Here is a 15,552-nt window from a genome sequence, read left to right on the forward strand (position 1 = left end):
CCGTCACGACGCAGAAGTCGCCTAGTCGGCGATCAGCACCGCCAACATGGCCAGCCACCCCACTGAGACGAGCGACGGAAGCAACACCATCACAAGCCCCGTCGGAGATGAATGCAGCCAGGTCGCCCCAGGTTCTGCCGCCTGTCGCCCCACAATTCGGTGGCCGCCGTGCCAAGCCATGTGTTCTTCCAGATCCACGACCGCGCTCTTGCGAGCCTGTAAATACTTCCGCCCGAACCACAACATCACGGCGAACGCCACTGCCGAAACGAACCCGATCAACGTGATGATCACCGCTACGGCTCGGGCGACTCCCTCCGACCTCGCGCCCTCCTTGCCCAACGTGAATGCCAACGTGGCTGCGAGGCCGGCCGTGATGTAGAGGAAGTTGTTGAGCTTGTTCCAGTTGATGACATCCTCGTGTTTGTACAGATCCACAGCGATCCCGTACTGCGTCTGCAGCATCGATTCACGCGGTTTCCGCCACACCCACACCACCCGCAACCGCCCGTCCGGCGGTCTGAGCCGTGTCAGCTCCTCGAACCCCAGCTTTCGGTGAAACCGTGCCGACGCCTCGTTCGGTGGCGCGTTCACCACCGCCGCGATCACGGGGTGGGAAGTCCACTGCTCCATCACATGGTGGTACAGCTGCGATGCGATTCCCTGCCGTGCCGCATCGCGGGCGACGCACACCTGCTTGATCACGAGGAAGCTGCCGAGGGTGGTCTTGATCCGGTGGTTCAGCCACTCATCGGGTTCAATCCGCTCGTCGCTGTACGCCAGCAGAAATCCCAGAACATCGTCACCCTTCACCGCCACGTAGAAGTGCTCGGCGTTCACCAACCGCTCCTGGTACACGCTCTCGGTGTACCCCGACACCAAGAACCCGTCCCGGCCCGCGGCAGCCGCATCAACGGCTTCCAGGCTTCTGGACTGCGCCAGTTCGAGGATCCTCGGAACGTGTTCCTGGGTCGCCCGTAAGATCTCGATCTTCTCCACGGCAGGTACGGTCACGCCTCACCCCCGGCATAGATGAATGCACCAAACTACCGCCAGGGGCCGGACTTTGACGATCCGCCAGATGAGTAGCGCGTACACCGTGGACCAACTGGACGCAGATACGTCGGGCCGGACGAATCAGGCGAAGATGTCCGTCAGAACGCGAACGCGCCGCCGATCCCAGCGAACTCATGGAGGACAGGGATCGGCGGCGTCCGAAGGGACCTCCGAATCACGGGCCACCTTCGTGAGGTTCGGACTTTCAGCCCAGCGGGTGCATCCAGCCGTGCTTGTCCTCCGTGATGCCGCGCTGGATGTCGAGCAGGGCCTCGCGCAGGCGGAGGGTGACCTTGCCGGGCTCACCGCCGGACTGGAGCCACTCGGTGCCGGCTCGCTTGACCGTGCCGACGGGGGTGATGACGGCGGCGGTGCCGCAGGCGAACACCTCGGTGAGGGTGCCGTTCTCGGCGTCGGTCTGCCACTGGTCGATGGAGACGCGGCCCTCCTCGGCGGTGTAGCCGAGGTCGCGGGCGACGGTCAGCAGGGAGTCGCGGGTGACGCCCTCCAGGATGGAGCCGGTGAGGGACGGGGTGACGATCTTGTCGCCGTACACGAAGTACAGGTTCATGCCGCCGAGTTCCTCGATCCACTTGTGCTCGACCGCGTCGAGGTAGCAGACCTGGTCGCAGCCCTTGGCGGCGGCCTCCTTCTGCGCGAGGAGCGAGGCCGCGTAGTTGCCGCCCGTCTTCGCGTCGCCCATGCCGCCGGGAACGGCGCGGACGCGGTCCTCGGAGAGCCAGATCGACACGGGCTTCACGCCGCCCGCGAAGTAGGCGCCGGCGGGCGAGGCGATGACGAGGAAGAGGTACTCGTTGGCGGGCTTCACGCCGAGACCGACCTCGGTCGCGATCATGAAGGGGCGCAGGTAGAGGGACTCCTCGCCGCCGTGGGCGGGCACCCAGTCGCGGTCCTGGCGGACCAGCGCGTCACAGGCCTCGACGAAGGTCTCCACGGGCAGCTCGGGCATGCCGAGCCGGCGGGCGGAGGCCTGGAAGCGCTTGGCGTTCTTGTCGGGACGGAAGGTCGCGACGGAGCCGTCGGGCCGGCGGTAGGCCTTGAGTCCCTCGAAGATCTCCTGCGCGTAGTGCAGGGTCATGTTCGCCGGGTCGAGGGAGAGCGGTCCGTACGGAACGAGCTGGCCGTCGTGCCAGCCGCGGCCCTCGGTCCACTTGATGGTCACCATGTGATCGGTGAAGTGGCGGCCGAACCCCGGGTTGGCCAGGATCGCCTCGCGCTCGGCGGCGGCGAGAGGACTGGCGGAGGGCTTGAGCTCGATCGTGGGCTGCGTCATGAGTGGTTTTGTCCTTCACCGGTTGTATGTGACGGGCCGCGCTCACACCCGGACCGTCCGTGGCCAGTGCTAGGACGTCCGAGCATTCCCTCGATCCGCGGCTCCGCCTCGATTATCGCGCGCGGAGGGCCGTGGACGAAACGGTGTGAATACGGCCCGGGGGGCCCAGGGAGACCCAGGTGACTGGGTGACCCGGGATGCCCCAGGGATCGATGGTGGCACCCGGTGGCGGAACGGCGAAAGCCGCCGGGTGCGGATGCGACCCGGCGGCGTTCACGGAACGTGGGTGGTGCGCCGGGTCAGCCGGCTACGCGCAGGGCGAGCGCGTCGCCGATCTCCTCGGTGCTGCGGGCGGGCTTGCCGACCCGCTCGGCGAGGTCGGCGGAGACGGCCTCCTCGATCCGGGCGGCCTCGGCCTCGTAGCCGAGGTGGCGCAGCAGCAGGGCGACGGACAGCACGGTGGCGCTGGGGTCGGCCTTGCCCTGGCCCGCGATGTCGGGCGCCGAGCCGTGCACGGGCTCGAACATCGAGGGGAACTCGCCGCTGGGGTTGATGTTGCCGGAGGCTGCGACGCCGATGCCGCCGGAGACGGCCGCGGCCAGGTCGGTGATGATGTCACCGAAGAGGTTGTCGGTGACGATCACGTCGAAGCGCTCGGGCTGCGTGACGAGGAAGATCGTCGCCGCGTCCACGTGGATGTAGTCGGTGGTGACCTCGGGGAACTCCACCGCCACCTTGTTGAAGATGTTCGTCCACAGGTGGCCCGCGAAGGTCAGCACGTTGTTCTTGTGGACCAGCGTCAGCTTCTTGCGCGGGCGGGCCTGCGCACGGGCGAAGGCGTCACGGACGACCCGCTCGACACCGAAGGCCGTGTTGACGGAGACCTCGGTGGCGACCTCGTGCTCGGTGCCCTTGCGGATGGTGCCGCCGTTGCCGGTGTACGGGCCCTCGGTGCCCTCGCGGACCACGACGAAGTCGATCTCGGGCTGACCGGCCAGCGGGGTCGCGACACCGGGCAGGAGCTTCGAGGGACGCAGGTTCACGTGGTGGTCGAAGGCGAAGCGGAGCTTGAGCAGGAAGCCGCGCTCCAGGACGCCGGACGGGACCGAGGGGTCGCCGATCGCGCCGAGCAGGATGGCGTCGTGCCCCTTCAGGGCGTCGAGGTCGGCGTCGGTGAGGGTCTCACCGGTGGCGTGGTAGCGCCGGGCGCCGAAGTCGAACTCCCTGGTCTCCAGCTTCACGTCCTGCGGGAGGACGGCGGAGAGGACTTTGAGCCCCTGGGCCACGACTTCCTGGCCGATGCCGTCACCGGGGATCACTGCGAGATCGATGCTGCGAGACATGACGGCACCGTACTCCGTGTCCCATGGAATGACACACGATGTCCGCCATACGGACGGGGCGGTGTCGCGGCACGCCTACCCTTCGACACACGTTCACCCGTACGTATGAACGCCGTTGGCCCGGGCTGGGAACTTTCCAGACATGACCGCTCCCTCCGCGGGGACCTCCCCCGAACTCCCCGTCCCCGATGTCGGCATCCCGTACGAGCTCGCACGCACCATGAGCATGGCGGAGCAGTACGAGTACCTGAGGACGCGGCTCACCCGGCGCCGGGCGCTCGTGGCCGCGAGCGCCTTCGCGGGCGGCGGGCTGCTGGCCGGCTGCGCCCGGGGCGCCGAGGCACCCTCCCGGGTGACGTCCGGCTCCTCGCCGAACCCGGCCACCAGCAGGGTGCCCGGCTCCGCCGTCACCCCGTTCGGCCGCCACCTCGCCTTCGGCGCCGACCCGAAGACCCAGATGCGGATCTCCTGGCAGGTCCCGTTCGCGGTCAGGAAGCCGTACATCCGGGTGGGCCCCACACCGTGGGCCCTGAGCCGCAGGATCGAGGCCGAGGTCCGCCATCTGCACACCCCGGGGCTCGCCGGACAGCGGGCGGCCCTCGACCAGTACTACCTCCACGCGGCGCTCGACGGACTGCGCCCGGGCACGACGTACTACTACGGGGTCGGCCACGAGGGCTTCGACCCGGCGAGCAGGGAGCGGCACTCCACGATCGGCCACTTCCGCACGGCACCGGCGCACCCCGGGACGTTCGTGTTCACCGCCTTCGGCGACCAGGGCGTCACCCCCGACGCGCTCGCGAACGACAAGGTGCTCCTCGGCCGCGGCCCCGCCTTCCACCTGCACGCGGGCGACATCTGCTACGCGGACGGGATCGGGCTCGGCCAGGAGTCGGACGTCTACGACCCGGCCGCCTGGGACCTGTTCCTCAGGCAGACGGAGACGGTGGCGAAGACCGTGCCGTGGATGGTGACGACCGGCAACCACGACATGGAGGCCTGGTACTCGCCGAACGGCTACGGCGGCCAGTCGGCACGCTGGACGCTCCCCGGCAACGGCTTCGATCCCCTGGGCGCGCCGGGCGCCTACTCGTTCGTGTACGGCAACGTCGGCGTCGTCGCGCTGGACGCCAACGACGTGTCGTACGAGATCCCCGCCAACAAGGGCTACTCGCAGGGCAGGCAGACGGCCTGGCTCGACAAGCGGCTCGGGGAGCTGCGCCGCCAGGTGGACTTCGTGGTCGTCTTCTTCCACCACTGCGCCTACTCGACGTCGACGCACGCCTCCGACGGAGGGGTGCGCGACGCCTGGGTGCCGCTGTTCGACAGGCACCAGGTGGACCTGGTGATCAACGGACACAACCACGTGTACGAGCGCACCGACGCCGTCAAGGGCGGCACGGTGGGCAGGCAGGTGCCGGTGGGCGCCTCGACCGATCCGACCCGGGACGGGATCGTCTACGTCACGGCGGGCGGCGCGGGCAAGAGCCTCTACCGCTTCCCCATCGGGGTCAAGGACAGCCACGAGGGCAAGGTCACGCGGCACGAGGCCGTCGAGACGTTCCACTGGACGAGGTCGAAGCAGCAGAAGCCGGACACCGTGGAGTGGTCCAGGGTGCGGTACACCGGCTTCTCCTTCTTGTCGGTGGAGGCGCAGGCGGGCCCCTCGCCCCGGCTCAAGGTGTCGGCGCTGGCCCAGAGCGGCGAGCGCATCGACCACTTCGAGGTGCGGCGCGGAACCTGAACACCGCGTCGGCGCGCGGCGGCGGGAGCCGTCGGGCCGAGGTGCGGCGCGGGGCACCGCCCCACGCCGCGCCCCCGCGGGTGCGGCTCCCGGTACAGAGGGCGGCGGGCCTCAGTGGCCCGTCGCTCCGCCGTTGTCCCTGCGGTCGAGGGCGCGCTGGAGCGCGGCGGCGGCGTTCTTGCGGTCGGACTCGCTGCTCGTGCGAGCGAGGTGACGGACTCGGCGGACGGTCGTCTCGGCCATGATGAATCGACTCCTTGCCTCCGGCGGCGCCGACATGGGCGGCCGGAAGTGCGATGAGGGATTTACGAGACGCCGGAAGGGGCGGGGAGCGGTGCCGCAGGGGTTGCCTGCCAAGGGCTCCGGCTCACGACCGCCATTCGCTTGGTCGAGCGAGACGTTCGGCTCCTACCAAGCTAGGTGAGGACCGCGCGTCTGTCTCCACAATTACTCGGACTTCCTACTATCTGAGACGGCGGATTACGTCACACCGCTGCGACCTGGGGATTCGGTCAGAGCACGTCGCCCTCGCGCCAGTCGAAGACCAGCGCGTACGCCGGGTCGAGGGGGTCCCGGGCGGCGGCGGGGCGGACGAAGGTGGTGCCCTCCTCCTCGGGGAGACGGACGGTTCCGTCCGGGGTGAGCGCACAGACATGGCCCGGCCAGAGCTTCCAGCCCCGCGCCGCGTAGAGGGCGGCGCCGTCCTCGCTGGCGGAGAGCGCGCCGAGCCCGTACGCGTCCGCGATGACCCGTTCCAGCTCGGCCATCACCCGTCCGCCGAGCCCCGCGCGGCGGACGTCGGCGCGCACGGCGACCGCCTCCACGTAGCCGATCCGCAGCGAGCGGCCCCGGTGCAGGACGCGCCGCTGGATCACCGAGCCGTGCGCCGCGAGGCCCCGGCCGTCGTGGACCAGGACGTGCAGGCCCCCGAGCGCGTGGTCCCAGTCCTCGTCCCGGAGGTCCCCGTCGAAGGCGTCCTCCAACAGGGTCCGGGCGGCGCGGAGTTCGGCGGGCTCGAGATCCGCCGTATGGGCGATCCGCAGTCGGGTGGCCATGCGGCCAGTATTCACACGCGGACCGCGATTCCCAGCCCCCTCCGGCCTCTCCGGCCCGGAAGAAACCGCCGCCGCGCACGGATCCCCGGCACCCCCGTGGATCATCTAACCTTCAAAACTCTATTGACCGGTTAGGTGTGCGCGTGCTGAACTGTTCTCACCGCCAAAGAGACTTTCAGGGGTTAGGGGATCCGATCATGAGCAGTCACCCGGTCCACCACCGCACCACCACCGTCGACGGCCACGTGATCGCCTACCGCGAGGCGGGCCCCGCCGACGCCCCCGTCCTGCTCCTGCTGCACGGCTTCCCGAGCAGCTCGCACATGTTCCGGGACCTGCTGCCGCTGCTCGCCGACCGCTATCGCCTGATCGCCCCGGACCACCTCGGCTTCGGCCGCTCGGACGCCCCGGCGGCCGCCGGCTTCCCGTACTCCTTCGACCGGCTGGCCGAGATCACCGGGGAGTTCACCGAGCGGCTCGGCCTCAAGGAGTACGCGCTCTACATCCAGGACTACGGCGCCCCGATCGGTCTGCGCCTGGCGCTCGCGCACCCCGAACGGGTGACCGCGATCATCACGCAGAACGGCAACGCCTACGAGGAGGGGCTGGGCGCGGACGCCTGGGCGCCGGTGCTCGCGCTGATCGCGGAGCGCACACCCGGGACGGAGGCGCCGGTCCGGGCGATCAGCAGCCCGGACGGGATCCGGTGGCAGTACCTGACCGGCGTGGCGGACCCGACCCTGGTCAGCCCGGACGCCTACGAACACGACGCGGCCCTGATGGCCCGCCCCGGCCAGGCGGAGATCCAGCTCGACCTGATCTCCGACTACGGCTCCAACTTCGCGCTCTACCCGGCGTTCCAGGAGTACTTCCGCACCAGCCGGGTCCCGCTCCTGGCGGTCTGGGGCGCGGGCGACGAGATCTTCGTCCCCGAGGGCGCCCTCGCCTTCCGCCGCGACCTCCCGGGCGCCGAGATCCATCTGCTCCCCACCGGACACTTCGCCCTGGAGACGCACGCGGCCCCGATAGCGGCCCTGATCCGGGACTTCCTCGGCCGGATCTGACGGCCGCGGACGGGGAAGCGGATCACCCGCACGACTGATACTCCGCGCGGCGTGCCACATCGGGCTCCGGCACAGGGAACGGTGACGTCATGAGCGACACGACCAGCAAGGCACTGCTCGAGGGCGGCCCGGACGACCTGCCCGAACGGATCGTCCCCGCCCCGGACCCCGGATCGGACGTGAAGATCGAGCTGCGCGGTGGATACGAACACTTCAGGGCGACCACGCGCCACGCGGACTCGCCGGAGGGCAGGCTGCCCGTGTACGAGTGGTGGGAGCGGACGGAGTTCCCCGGTTAGCGCCGAGGCGCGGGGCGGGGACACGGGCGCGCCCGCGGAACTGGAACCGCCCCCGCTCCACGGACGGGGGAGACCGTGGGGCGGGGGCGGAGTGGGTGACGGGCGGCCGGCCCGGGGGCCGGCGGCCGCGTTCGGCTGTCAGCCCATGTGCGGGTAGCCGTAGTCGGTCGGCGGGACCAGCGTCTCCTTGATGGCGCGGGTCAGCGTCCAGCGCATCAGGTTCTGCGGGGCGCCCGCCTTGTCGTTGGTGCCGGAGGCACGGCCGCCGCCGAAGGGCTGCTGGCCGACGACGGCGCCGGTCGACTTGTCGTTGATGTAGAAGTTGCCCGCCGCGTAGCGGAGCTTGTCCATCGTGTACGCGGCCGCCGCGCGGTCGCCGGAGATGACCGCGCCGGTGAGCGCGTAGTCGGACGCCGACTCCATCTGGGTCAGCATCTCGTCGTACTTGTCGTCCTCGTAGACGTGCACGGCGAGGAAGGGGCCGAAGTACTCGGTCGTGAAGACCTCGTTCTCCGGGTCCGTGCACTCGACGACGGTCGGGCGCACGAAGTAGCCGACGGAGTCGTCGTACGTGCCGCCCGCGACGATCGTGCAGGTCGGGTCGGCCTTCGCGCGGTCGATGGCCGCCTTGTTCTTGGCGAACGAGCGCTCGTCGATGACCGCGCCGATGAAGTTCGACAGGTCGGTGACGTCACCCATGGTCAGGTAGTCCACCTCGGCCGCGAACTCCTCCTTGAAACCGGAGTTCCAGATGGAGGCCGGGACGTAGGCGCGGGAGCTCGCCGAGCACTTCTGGCCCTGGTACTCGAAGGAACCGCGGGTCAGGGCGGTCTTGAGGACCGCGCGGTCGGCCGACGGGTGGGCGACGACGAAGTCCTTGCCGCCGGTCTCGCCGACCAGACGCGGGTAGGAGCGGTACTTCTCGATGTTGTTGCCGACCGTCTTCCACAGGTACTGGAAGGTCTTGGTCGAGCCGGTGAAGTGGATGCCGGCGAGGTCGCGGTGCTCCAGGGCGACCTTGGAGACCTCGATGCCGTCACCGGTGACGAGGTTGATGACGCCCTTGGGCAGGCCCGCCTCCTCCAGGAGCTGCATCAGCAGCACGGCGGCGTGGGTCTGCGTCGGGGACGGCTTCCACACGACGACGTTGCCCATGAGCGCCGGAGCGGTGGGCAGGTTGCCCGCGATCGCGGTGAAGTTGAAGGGCGTGATCGCGTAGACGAAGCCCTCCAGCGGACGGTGGTCCATGCGGTTCCACACGCCCGGGGAGTTCGCCGGCGGCTGCTCGGCGAGGATCTGGCGGGCGTAGTGGACGTTGAAGCGCCAGAAGTCGACGAGCTCGCAGGGGGTGTCGATCTCGGCCTGCTGGGCGGTCTTCGACTGGCCGAGCATGGTGGAGGCGGCCAGCGTCTCGCGCCAGGGCCCGGCCAGCAGCTCGGCGGCGCGCAGGATGATCGCGGCGCGGTCGTCGAAGGACATCGCGCGCCAGGCGGGGGCGGCGGCGAGGGCCGCGTCCACGGCGTCCTGGGCGTCCGCCTGCGTGGCGTTGGCGTACGTACCGATGCGCGCCTTGTGGTTGTGCGGCTGCACGACGTCGAAACGCTCGCCGCCGCCCATCCGCTTCTCGCCGCCGATGGTCATCGGCAGGTCGATCGGGTTCTCGGCCAGCTCCTTGAGCCTGGCCTCCAGGCGGGCACGCTCGGGCGAGCCGGGGGCGTAGCCGTGCACCGGCTCGTTGACGGGGGTGGGGACCTGGGTCACAGCGTCCATTTTTTCCGTAACTCCTTGAGTCGAGCGGGTGGTTCGGTCTCAGCCCTTGGTGAGGATCGAGCGCGCGAAGAAGAGCAGGTTGGCCGGCTTCTCCGCCAGGCGCCGCATGAAGTAGCCGTACCAGTCGGTGCCGTACGCGGTGTACACGCGCATGCGGTGGCCCTCGGCGGCGAGCCGCACGTGCTCGTCGCTGCGGATGCCGTACAGCATCTGGAACTCGTACTCGTCCAGTTTGCGCCCGGCCGTCCGCGCCAGCTCCTGCGCGATGGAGATGAGGCGCGGGTCGTGGGACCCGATCATCGGGTAGCCCTCGCCCTCCATCAGGATCTTCAGGATGCGGACGTACGCCTTGTCGGTCTCGGACTTCTGCTGGTACGCGACCTCGGCGGGCTCCTTGTAGGCGCCCTTCACCAGACGGACGCGGCTGCCGCTCTCGGCGAGGCGGCGGGCGTCGGCCTCGGTGCGGAACAGGTAGGCCTGGATCACACAGCCGGTCTGCGGGAAGTCCTTCCGCAGCTCCTCGTGGATGGCGAACATCGAGTCGAGGGTGGTGTGGTCCTCGGCGTCCAGCGTGACGGTGGTGCCGATGGCGGCGGCGGCCTCGACGACCGGGCGGACGTTGGCCAGGGCCAGCTCGTGGCCGCCCTCCAGGGCCTGTCCGAACATCGACAGCTTGACCGACATCTCGGCCTTGGTGCCGAGGCCGAGCTCCTTGAGTCGGCCGATCAGCTCCAGGTACGCGTCACGGGCGGCGTACGACTGCTCGGGGGTCGTGATGTCCTCGCCGACGACGTCCATCGTGACCTCCAGGCCCTTGCCCGTGAGGTCCTTGATGATCGGGACGACCTGGTCGACGGTCTCACCCGGGATGAAGCGGTCGACGACCGGCTTGGTCACCGGGGCGGCCGAGATCAGACGGCGCATCTTGTCGCTGCGCGAGGCGGCGAGAATCACGGGACCCAGCACGGGGCACCTCCACAACGAAGTCAGCAGGAGGCCGAATCCCGACGATTCGGGTACGGCACGGAGAACCACCGTGAAACCTAGGGATATCTCCGATCCTGGGCCATCGACAGCTGTCACGCATCCCTGCCCCGGATCTCAGACATATGTATGAAGGGCTCGCGGAAATGCGCGAGAATGCCGGGGTGAGCGGTGAACACAGAGGCGACTACCAAGAGCTGGTCGACGAGATCTCGGCGCTCCTCGGCGTCCCGGCGACACTGGAGAACCGCGATTTCGAGCTGATCGCCTTCGGCGCGTACGACAGCGAGGGCGACCTCGACCCGTCCGCCCTGGACCCCGTGCGCACCCGCTCGATCCTCACCCGGCGGTCCACCGCCGCGGTCCGCACCTGGTTCGAGGGCTTCGGCATCACCCGCGCGACCGGACCCGTCCGCATCCCGCCGACCCCCGAGGCCGGGGTCTACCGCGGGCGGATCTGTCTGCCGGTACGCCATCGGGGCGTCGTCCTCGGCTACGTCTGGCTGCTGGAGGACGACCCGGGCCCCACCGACGCCCAGCTGGCCGGGGCCATGCAGGTGGCCTCCCGCATCGGCGCGCTGCTCGCGGACGAGGCCCAGGCCGGTGCGGATCTCACCCGCGAGCTGCGAGCCGTCCTGACCGCCGAGCGCGGCTGGCAGCTGGACATGGCGGTGGCCGAGCTGCGCACGGCGCTCGGCCCGCGCGGCGAGGGTCTGCACACGGTGGTGTGCGTGGCACCGTGGCCCTCGGCCGACCCGGACGACGCGCCTTCCGCCCGTTCGGTGCCGGGGGCGACCGCGCTGTGCACCATCCCGTGGGGCACCACCGCCCAGAGCCTGGCCCTGCTGGTCCGGCTGCGCTCGCCGGACGTCCTGACCCCGGCACTGACGGCGGCCGGCCGGTTCGTACGGGAGGCCGCGGGCGTCCGTACCGGGGGCGCCGCCCCCGGCGGCGGTCCAGGGCCCTCCTCCCCCGGTGGCGGTCCCGCGGGGGCCTCCCCCGACGGGACGGTGGCCGCCGGGGTCGCCGGGGCCCGGGAGGGGCTCGGGGAGCTGGGGGCCGCCTGGCGCGAGGCGGCCGCGGCCGCGCGCGCGGTGCTGGCCGAGCCCCGGCTCGGTCCCGTCGCCGAGTGGGGCGCGATCGGCCCCTTCCGGCTCCTCACCGCGCTGCCGCCGGACGCGGCCCACGACCCCGCCGTGAGCACCCTGTTGGGCAACGCCCACCGTGAACTCGCGCGCACGGCCGAGGTGTTCCTCGACCGGGCGGGCCAGGCCGGGCGAACGGCGGCCGAGTTGGGCATCCACCGCCAGACGCTCTACTACCGCCTGTCCCGCGTGGAGCAGCTCACCGGCCTCGACCTGGACGACGGCGAGGACAGGCTGCTGCTGCACATGGCACTGAAGGGGGCACGGCTCTAGGCGGTCTCGCCGGTCTCGCCGGTCTCGCCGGTCAGCAGGTCGGCGACGGCCGCCACGCCCTCGGCGATCGCCCGCTCCCCCACGTCACCGAAGCCGAGCACGAGCCGGGGCGGTGTCGTCGCCCCGTCGGCGCGGCACGGGCTCATGCCGTACAGGCCGACGGAGCGTTCCCGGGCCGCGGCGACGAGCGAGCGTTCGTCGACGGCCGGTCCCAGGTGCAGGACCGCGTGGAACCCGGCGGCCAGCCCGGTGAGCCGGACCCCGGGAGCGTGCGCGGCCAGCGCGTCGACCAGGGCGGTGCGCCGGTCCGCGTAGACCGTGCGCATCCGGCGCAGATGGCGGTCGTGGCGACCGGACTCGATCAGCTTGGCCAGGGCGAGCTGGTCGAGGGTCGGGGAGCCGCGGTCGGCGAGGCGCTTGGCCTCCGCCAGCGGGGCGGCGAGCGCCGGCGGACACAGGATCCAGCCGATGCGCAGCGCCGGGGCGAGCGACTTGCTGACGGTGCCGATCGACACGACCCGGTCCGCCGCCAGCCCCTGGAGGGCACCCACCGGCTCCCGGTCGTAGCGGAACTCGGCGTCGTAGTCGTCCTCGATGACGTACGCGTCCCGCCGCATGGCCCACTCGATCAGGGCGATCCGCCGGTCGGGGGCGAGGACGACGCCGGTGGGCCACTGGTGGGCCGGGGTGACGACGACGGCGCGGGCCCCGGTCGCGTCGAGCGCGCGGACGTCGACGCCGCCCTCGTCGACCGGCACGGGCACGGCCTGAAGACCCGCTGCAGCGGCGGCGGCCGACGCGGTGGCGGGACCGCCCGGATCCTCGTACGCCACCCCCCGCACCCCGGCGAGCGCCAAGGCGCGCAGCGTCAGCCCGAGCCCCTGCGCGTAGCCGGAGCAGACGACGATCCGCTCGGGATCGGCCGCGGCCGCCCGCACCCGGCGCAGATATCCGGCCACGACCTCGCGCAGCGCCGAACTCCCGCGCGGATCGCCGTAGTCGAGATCCGAGGTCGGCATCGCGCGGGCCGCCTCGCGGGTCGCCCAGAGCCAGTCGGCGAGCGGAAAGCTTCCCAGGTCCGGTACGCCGTGCCGGAAATCGGCGATCAGGCGCGGGGCGGTCCGGCCCCGGGAAGCGGGCGCGGGCGGCACGTGCGCCCCCGCGGCGACCCGGGTGGCGGAGCCGACGCGGGTCACCAGGTAGCCCTCCGCCTGGAGTTGGGCGTAGCAGTCCTGGACGAGGCCGCGCGACAGACCGAGTTCGCGGGCGAGTCCGCGGGAGGAGGGAAGCCGTTCCCCGGCGCCGAGGCGGCCCGTGCGGATCGCGTCGCGCACCTGCCGCTCGAGCTGGGCACGCAGGTGCTCGCCGCTGTCACGGTCGACGGACAGCAGCAGCTCGGGGGACGAACCGGCCCACTGCAACGGCATGGAATTGGAGCTTACCGGCGGTCCGGCCGGAACCTAGCGTCGTTCCCATGACGCCTTCCTCGCCACGACGGCCCTCCCGGCCGGCCGCGCGGACGCCGGTCCCGGCACCCGCGCCGTCCTCGGCCGTTTCCCCGGCGCCCCACCCCGCCCCGCCCCCGGTGCACGCGCCCGCCACGACACCGGAGGACCCCGCGCTCACGGCGGACCCTTCCGCCGCTCCGGCGGCCGTGACGGCTCCGGACGACGGGTCCGCCCGCCGGCCACCGCTGCTCACCCGGCCCCTGATGCTTCGTTTCGTGAGCATGATCGGGGCGTCGGTGAGCTTCTTCCTGCTGCTGTCGGCCGTCCCCGTCTACGCCACGGCGTCGGGGGCGGGCCCGGCCACCGGCGCGCTGATGCTGGCCACCGTGCTCGGCGAACTGGGCGCTCCCCGCCTGGTCGCGCGCTACGGCTACCGGGCCGCGCTGGCCGCCGGCCTCGCGCTGCTCGGGGCTCCGGCGCTCGTGCTGACCCTCTCGCACTCGCTCGCGTGGATCGTGCCGGTCTGCCTGGTCCGCGGCCTCGGCTTCGCTCTGACGCTGGTGGCCGGCGGGGCGCTGACCGCCTCGCTGATCCCGGCCGAGCGGCGGGGTGAGGGGCTGGCGCTGGTGGGCGTGGTCTCGGGCGTGCCGTCCCTGATCGCCCTGCCGCTGGGCGTGTGGCTGGCCGGGCGCGTGGGCTTCACCCCGGTCGCCCTCGTCGCGGGCGCGGCCGCGCTCGCCGCCGTCGCGTCGGTGCCGGCCCTGCCCGGCCGGGAGCGGCCGTCGGAGAAGCCCGTCGGGATGGCGGCGGCGCTGCGCACGGGCGGCCTGGCCCGGCCGGCGGCCGTCTTCGCGACGACGGCTCTGGCGACCGGGATCATCGTCACCTTCCTGCCGCTGGCGGTCCGCGGCGCCGCCTCCGCGGTCGTCGCCGTGGCCCTCCTCGTGCAGCCCGCCGCGTCGACCTCGGCCCGGTGGGCGGCGGGCCGGTACGGCGACCGGCACGGACCCGCGGGGCTCGTGCTGCCGGGCCTGCTCCTGTCGGCCGCCGGGATGCTGATCACCGCGTTCACCGGGAGCGCGGTCGCCGTTCTGGCCGGGGTGGCCGTCCTCGGAGTCGGCTTCGGCATCGCCCAGAACGCGACGCTGAGCCTGATGTACGCACGGGTCCCCGCCTCCGGCTACGGCACGGTGAGCGCGCTGTGGAACCTCGCCTACGACGGCGGCATGGGCGTCGGCGCCGTCGGCTTCGGCGTCCTGGCGGCACCGGTGGGGTACGCGGCGGCCTTCGCCGTCACCGGCGCCCTGATGCCGGTGGCCCTGATCCCGGCCCTCCGGGACCTGCGCGCCCCGGTTCCCCGGGGATGAACGCGAGCGGTCACTCCGTCGCGCGCACCCCCGCCATCACCCGCCGCAGCCCCTCGGTCAGGTCCTTCGCGTCGGTGGCCGAGTCCGGGTCGAAGAGCCACTGCACGCTGAGACCGTTGAGCAGGACCTGGTAGAAGCCGCCGAGCGAGCGCATCGTGGCGTCGTCGACGTCGGCCTCCGATCCTCCGGCCAGCATCGGGACGAGCCCGCGGCGGCCCTCGTCCGAGGCCTTCGCCAGGTGTTCGCGGACCGTGGGCAGCCGGTCCGAGTTGGTGATCACCTCGAAGGTGAGCATCCAGATGGGCCGGTCCTCGACGAAGGAGCGGGTGATGCTCTCCCAGGCCTCCTGGAAGCGTTCCAGGGAGCCGGGCGCGCTCGCCGTGTCGGTCATCGCGAACGCACCGAACGTGTCACCCACGTTGGAGATGAGATCCACGTACGCCGCGGCAAGCAGCGCGTCCTTCGATCCGTAGTGGTAGCCGATGGACGCCAGGTTCGTCCCCGACTCCTTGACGATGTCGCGCGCCGTGGTGCGCACGAAGCCCTTCTCCAGCAGGCAGCGCTTGGCGCCTTCGAGCAGATCCTCACGGTGTCCCATGCCGGCCAGCCTACCCCCGATTCAGACAACCGTCCCATACGTACGTCAAGGACGAGCGTGTGAAACGCTCGTCTTAAACGCACGTACTAGACAAGCGTTTAAGACGTGCGTA

Annotated in this window: 14 protein-coding genes; 5 read left to right on the plus strand and 9 right to left on the minus strand. The window is 71.3% G+C overall.

From position 1 onward, the window contains the following. Positions 1-21 precede the first annotated feature (21 nt). The 3 genes from ACH4S8_RS25625 to ACH4S8_RS25635 all read right to left on the minus strand — a co-directional run bounded on the left by ACH4S8_RS25625 (position 22) and on the right by ACH4S8_RS25635 (position 3,693). Positions 22-999: a GNAT family N-acetyltransferase gene (locus ACH4S8_RS25625; RefSeq protein WP_398397819.1), complete on the minus strand. Its 978-nt coding sequence runs from the start codon at positions 997-999 to the stop codon at positions 22-24. Between the two features lie 262 nt (positions 1,000-1,261). Continuing rightward, on the minus strand, positions 1,262-2,350 hold the full coding sequence (locus ACH4S8_RS25630) for a branched-chain amino acid aminotransferase (RefSeq protein WP_398397821.1): 1,089 nt from the start codon (positions 2,348-2,350) through the stop codon (positions 1,262-1,264). 299 nt (positions 2,351-2,649) lie between these two features. Next, positions 2,650-3,693, minus strand: coding sequence for a 3-isopropylmalate dehydrogenase (locus tag ACH4S8_RS25635; protein WP_398397824.1), 1,044 nt, complete (start codon positions 3,691-3,693; stop codon positions 2,650-2,652). A gap of 142 nt (positions 3,694-3,835) precedes the next feature. Between ACH4S8_RS25635 and ACH4S8_RS25640 the strand changes: the two genes are divergently transcribed. Beyond that, complete coding sequence (locus ACH4S8_RS25640) at positions 3,836-5,437, plus strand: purple acid phosphatase family protein (RefSeq protein ID WP_398397826.1); 1,602 nt, start codon at positions 3,836-3,838, stop codon at positions 5,435-5,437. 111 nt (positions 5,438-5,548) lie between these two features. On the opposite strand, the gene ACH4S8_RS25645 is transcribed toward ACH4S8_RS25640, so the two are convergent. Further along, complete coding sequence (locus ACH4S8_RS25645; protein WP_398397828.1) at positions 5,549-5,680, minus strand: hypothetical protein; 132 nt, start codon at positions 5,678-5,680, stop codon at positions 5,549-5,551. 269 nt (positions 5,681-5,949) lie between these two features. After that, positions 5,950-6,492: a GNAT family N-acetyltransferase gene (locus tag ACH4S8_RS25650; RefSeq protein ID WP_398397830.1), complete on the minus strand. Its 543-nt coding sequence runs from the start codon at positions 6,490-6,492 to the stop codon at positions 5,950-5,952. Positions 6,493-6,689: 197 nt separating this feature from the next. On the opposite strand from ACH4S8_RS25650, the gene ACH4S8_RS25655 reads away from it, so the two are divergent. Then, positions 6,690-7,556: an alpha/beta fold hydrolase gene (locus ACH4S8_RS25655; RefSeq protein ID WP_398397832.1), complete on the plus strand. Its 867-nt coding sequence runs from the start codon at positions 6,690-6,692 to the stop codon at positions 7,554-7,556. Between the two features lie 89 nt (positions 7,557-7,645). Then, positions 7,646-7,855: a DUF5988 family protein gene (locus ACH4S8_RS25660; protein ID WP_398397834.1), complete on the plus strand. Its 210-nt coding sequence runs from the start codon at positions 7,646-7,648 to the stop codon at positions 7,853-7,855. 138 nt (positions 7,856-7,993) lie between these two features. Here ACH4S8_RS25660 and pruA read toward each other — a convergent pair whose 3' ends face one another. Together pruA and ACH4S8_RS25670 are read right to left on the minus strand one after the other, a co-directional pair. Beyond that, on the minus strand, positions 7,994-9,625 hold the full coding sequence (gene pruA, locus ACH4S8_RS25665) for an L-glutamate gamma-semialdehyde dehydrogenase (protein ID WP_398397836.1): 1,632 nt from the start codon (positions 9,623-9,625) through the stop codon (positions 7,994-7,996). 39 nt (positions 9,626-9,664) lie between these two features. Next, positions 9,665-10,591 (minus strand): proline dehydrogenase family protein, encoded by a 927-nt coding sequence (locus ACH4S8_RS25670; RefSeq protein WP_398397838.1) that lies wholly within the window; start codon positions 10,589-10,591, stop codon positions 9,665-9,667. A gap of 164 nt (positions 10,592-10,755) precedes the next feature. Between ACH4S8_RS25670 and ACH4S8_RS25675 the strand changes: the two genes are divergently transcribed. Continuing rightward, positions 10,756-12,027: a PucR family transcriptional regulator gene (locus tag ACH4S8_RS25675; protein WP_398397840.1), complete on the plus strand. Its 1,272-nt coding sequence runs from the start codon at positions 10,756-10,758 to the stop codon at positions 12,025-12,027. Here the strand turns inward: ACH4S8_RS25675 and ACH4S8_RS25680 are convergent. Further along, positions 12,024-13,454: a PLP-dependent aminotransferase family protein gene (locus ACH4S8_RS25680; RefSeq protein ID WP_398397842.1), complete on the minus strand. Its 1,431-nt coding sequence runs from the start codon at positions 13,452-13,454 to the stop codon at positions 12,024-12,026. The genes ACH4S8_RS25675 and ACH4S8_RS25680 overlap by 4 nt on opposite strands. 302 nt (positions 13,455-13,756) lie before the next feature. On the opposite strand from ACH4S8_RS25680, the gene ACH4S8_RS25685 reads away from it, so the two are divergent. Next, a complete protein-coding gene (locus tag ACH4S8_RS25685) occupies positions 13,757-14,842 on the plus strand; it encodes an MFS transporter (protein WP_398398064.1) in 1,086 nt (361 codons plus the stop codon). A 10-nt stretch (positions 14,843-14,852) separates the two neighbouring features. Here ACH4S8_RS25685 and ACH4S8_RS25690 read toward each other — a convergent pair whose 3' ends face one another. Beyond that, positions 14,853-15,440 (minus strand): TetR/AcrR family transcriptional regulator, encoded by a 588-nt coding sequence (locus ACH4S8_RS25690; protein WP_398397844.1) that lies wholly within the window; start codon positions 15,438-15,440, stop codon positions 14,853-14,855. Positions 15,441-15,552: the final 112 nt, after the last annotated feature.

Source organism: Streptomyces sp. NPDC021080 (genome assembly GCF_044333225.1).
Lineage (GTDB): Bacteria > Actinomycetota > Actinomycetes > Streptomycetales > Streptomycetaceae > Streptomyces.

Bases quoted from the DNA above. Each gene is read 5' to 3' on its own strand.
- ACH4S8_RS25630 (WP_398397821.1), bottom strand. From the start codon at position 2,350: ATGACGCAGCCCACGATCGAGCTCAAGCCCTCCGCCAGTCCTCTCGCC.
- ACH4S8_RS25635 (WP_398397824.1), bottom strand. From the start codon at position 3,693: ATGTCTCGCAGCATCGATCTCGCAGTGATCCCCGGTGACGGCATCGGC.
- ACH4S8_RS25640 (WP_398397826.1), top strand. From the start codon at position 3,836: ATGACCGCTCCCTCCGCGGGGACCTCCCCCGAACTCCCCGTCCCCGAT.
- ACH4S8_RS25645 (WP_398397828.1), bottom strand. From the start codon at position 5,680: ATGGCCGAGACGACCGTCCGCCGAGTCCGTCACCTCGCTCGCACGAGC.
- ACH4S8_RS25650 (WP_398397830.1), bottom strand. From the start codon at position 6,492: ATGGCCACCCGACTGCGGATCGCCCATACGGCGGATCTCGAGCCCGCC.
- ACH4S8_RS25655 (WP_398397832.1), top strand. From the start codon at position 6,690: ATGAGCAGTCACCCGGTCCACCACCGCACCACCACCGTCGACGGCCAC.
- ACH4S8_RS25660 (WP_398397834.1), top strand. From the start codon at position 7,646: ATGAGCGACACGACCAGCAAGGCACTGCTCGAGGGCGGCCCGGACGAC.
- pruA (WP_398397836.1), bottom strand. From the start codon at position 9,625: ATGGACGCTGTGACCCAGGTCCCCACCCCCGTCAACGAGCCGGTGCAC.
- ACH4S8_RS25675 (WP_398397840.1), top strand. From the start codon at position 10,756: ATGCGCGAGAATGCCGGGGTGAGCGGTGAACACAGAGGCGACTACCAA.
- ACH4S8_RS25680 (WP_398397842.1), bottom strand. From the start codon at position 13,454: ATGCCGTTGCAGTGGGCCGGTTCGTCCCCCGAGCTGCTGCTGTCCGTC.
- ACH4S8_RS25685 (WP_398398064.1), top strand. From the start codon at position 13,757: ATGATCGGGGCGTCGGTGAGCTTCTTCCTGCTGCTGTCGGCCGTCCCC.
- ACH4S8_RS25690 (WP_398397844.1), bottom strand. From the start codon at position 15,440: ATGGGACACCGTGAGGATCTGCTCGAAGGCGCCAAGCGCTGCCTGCTG.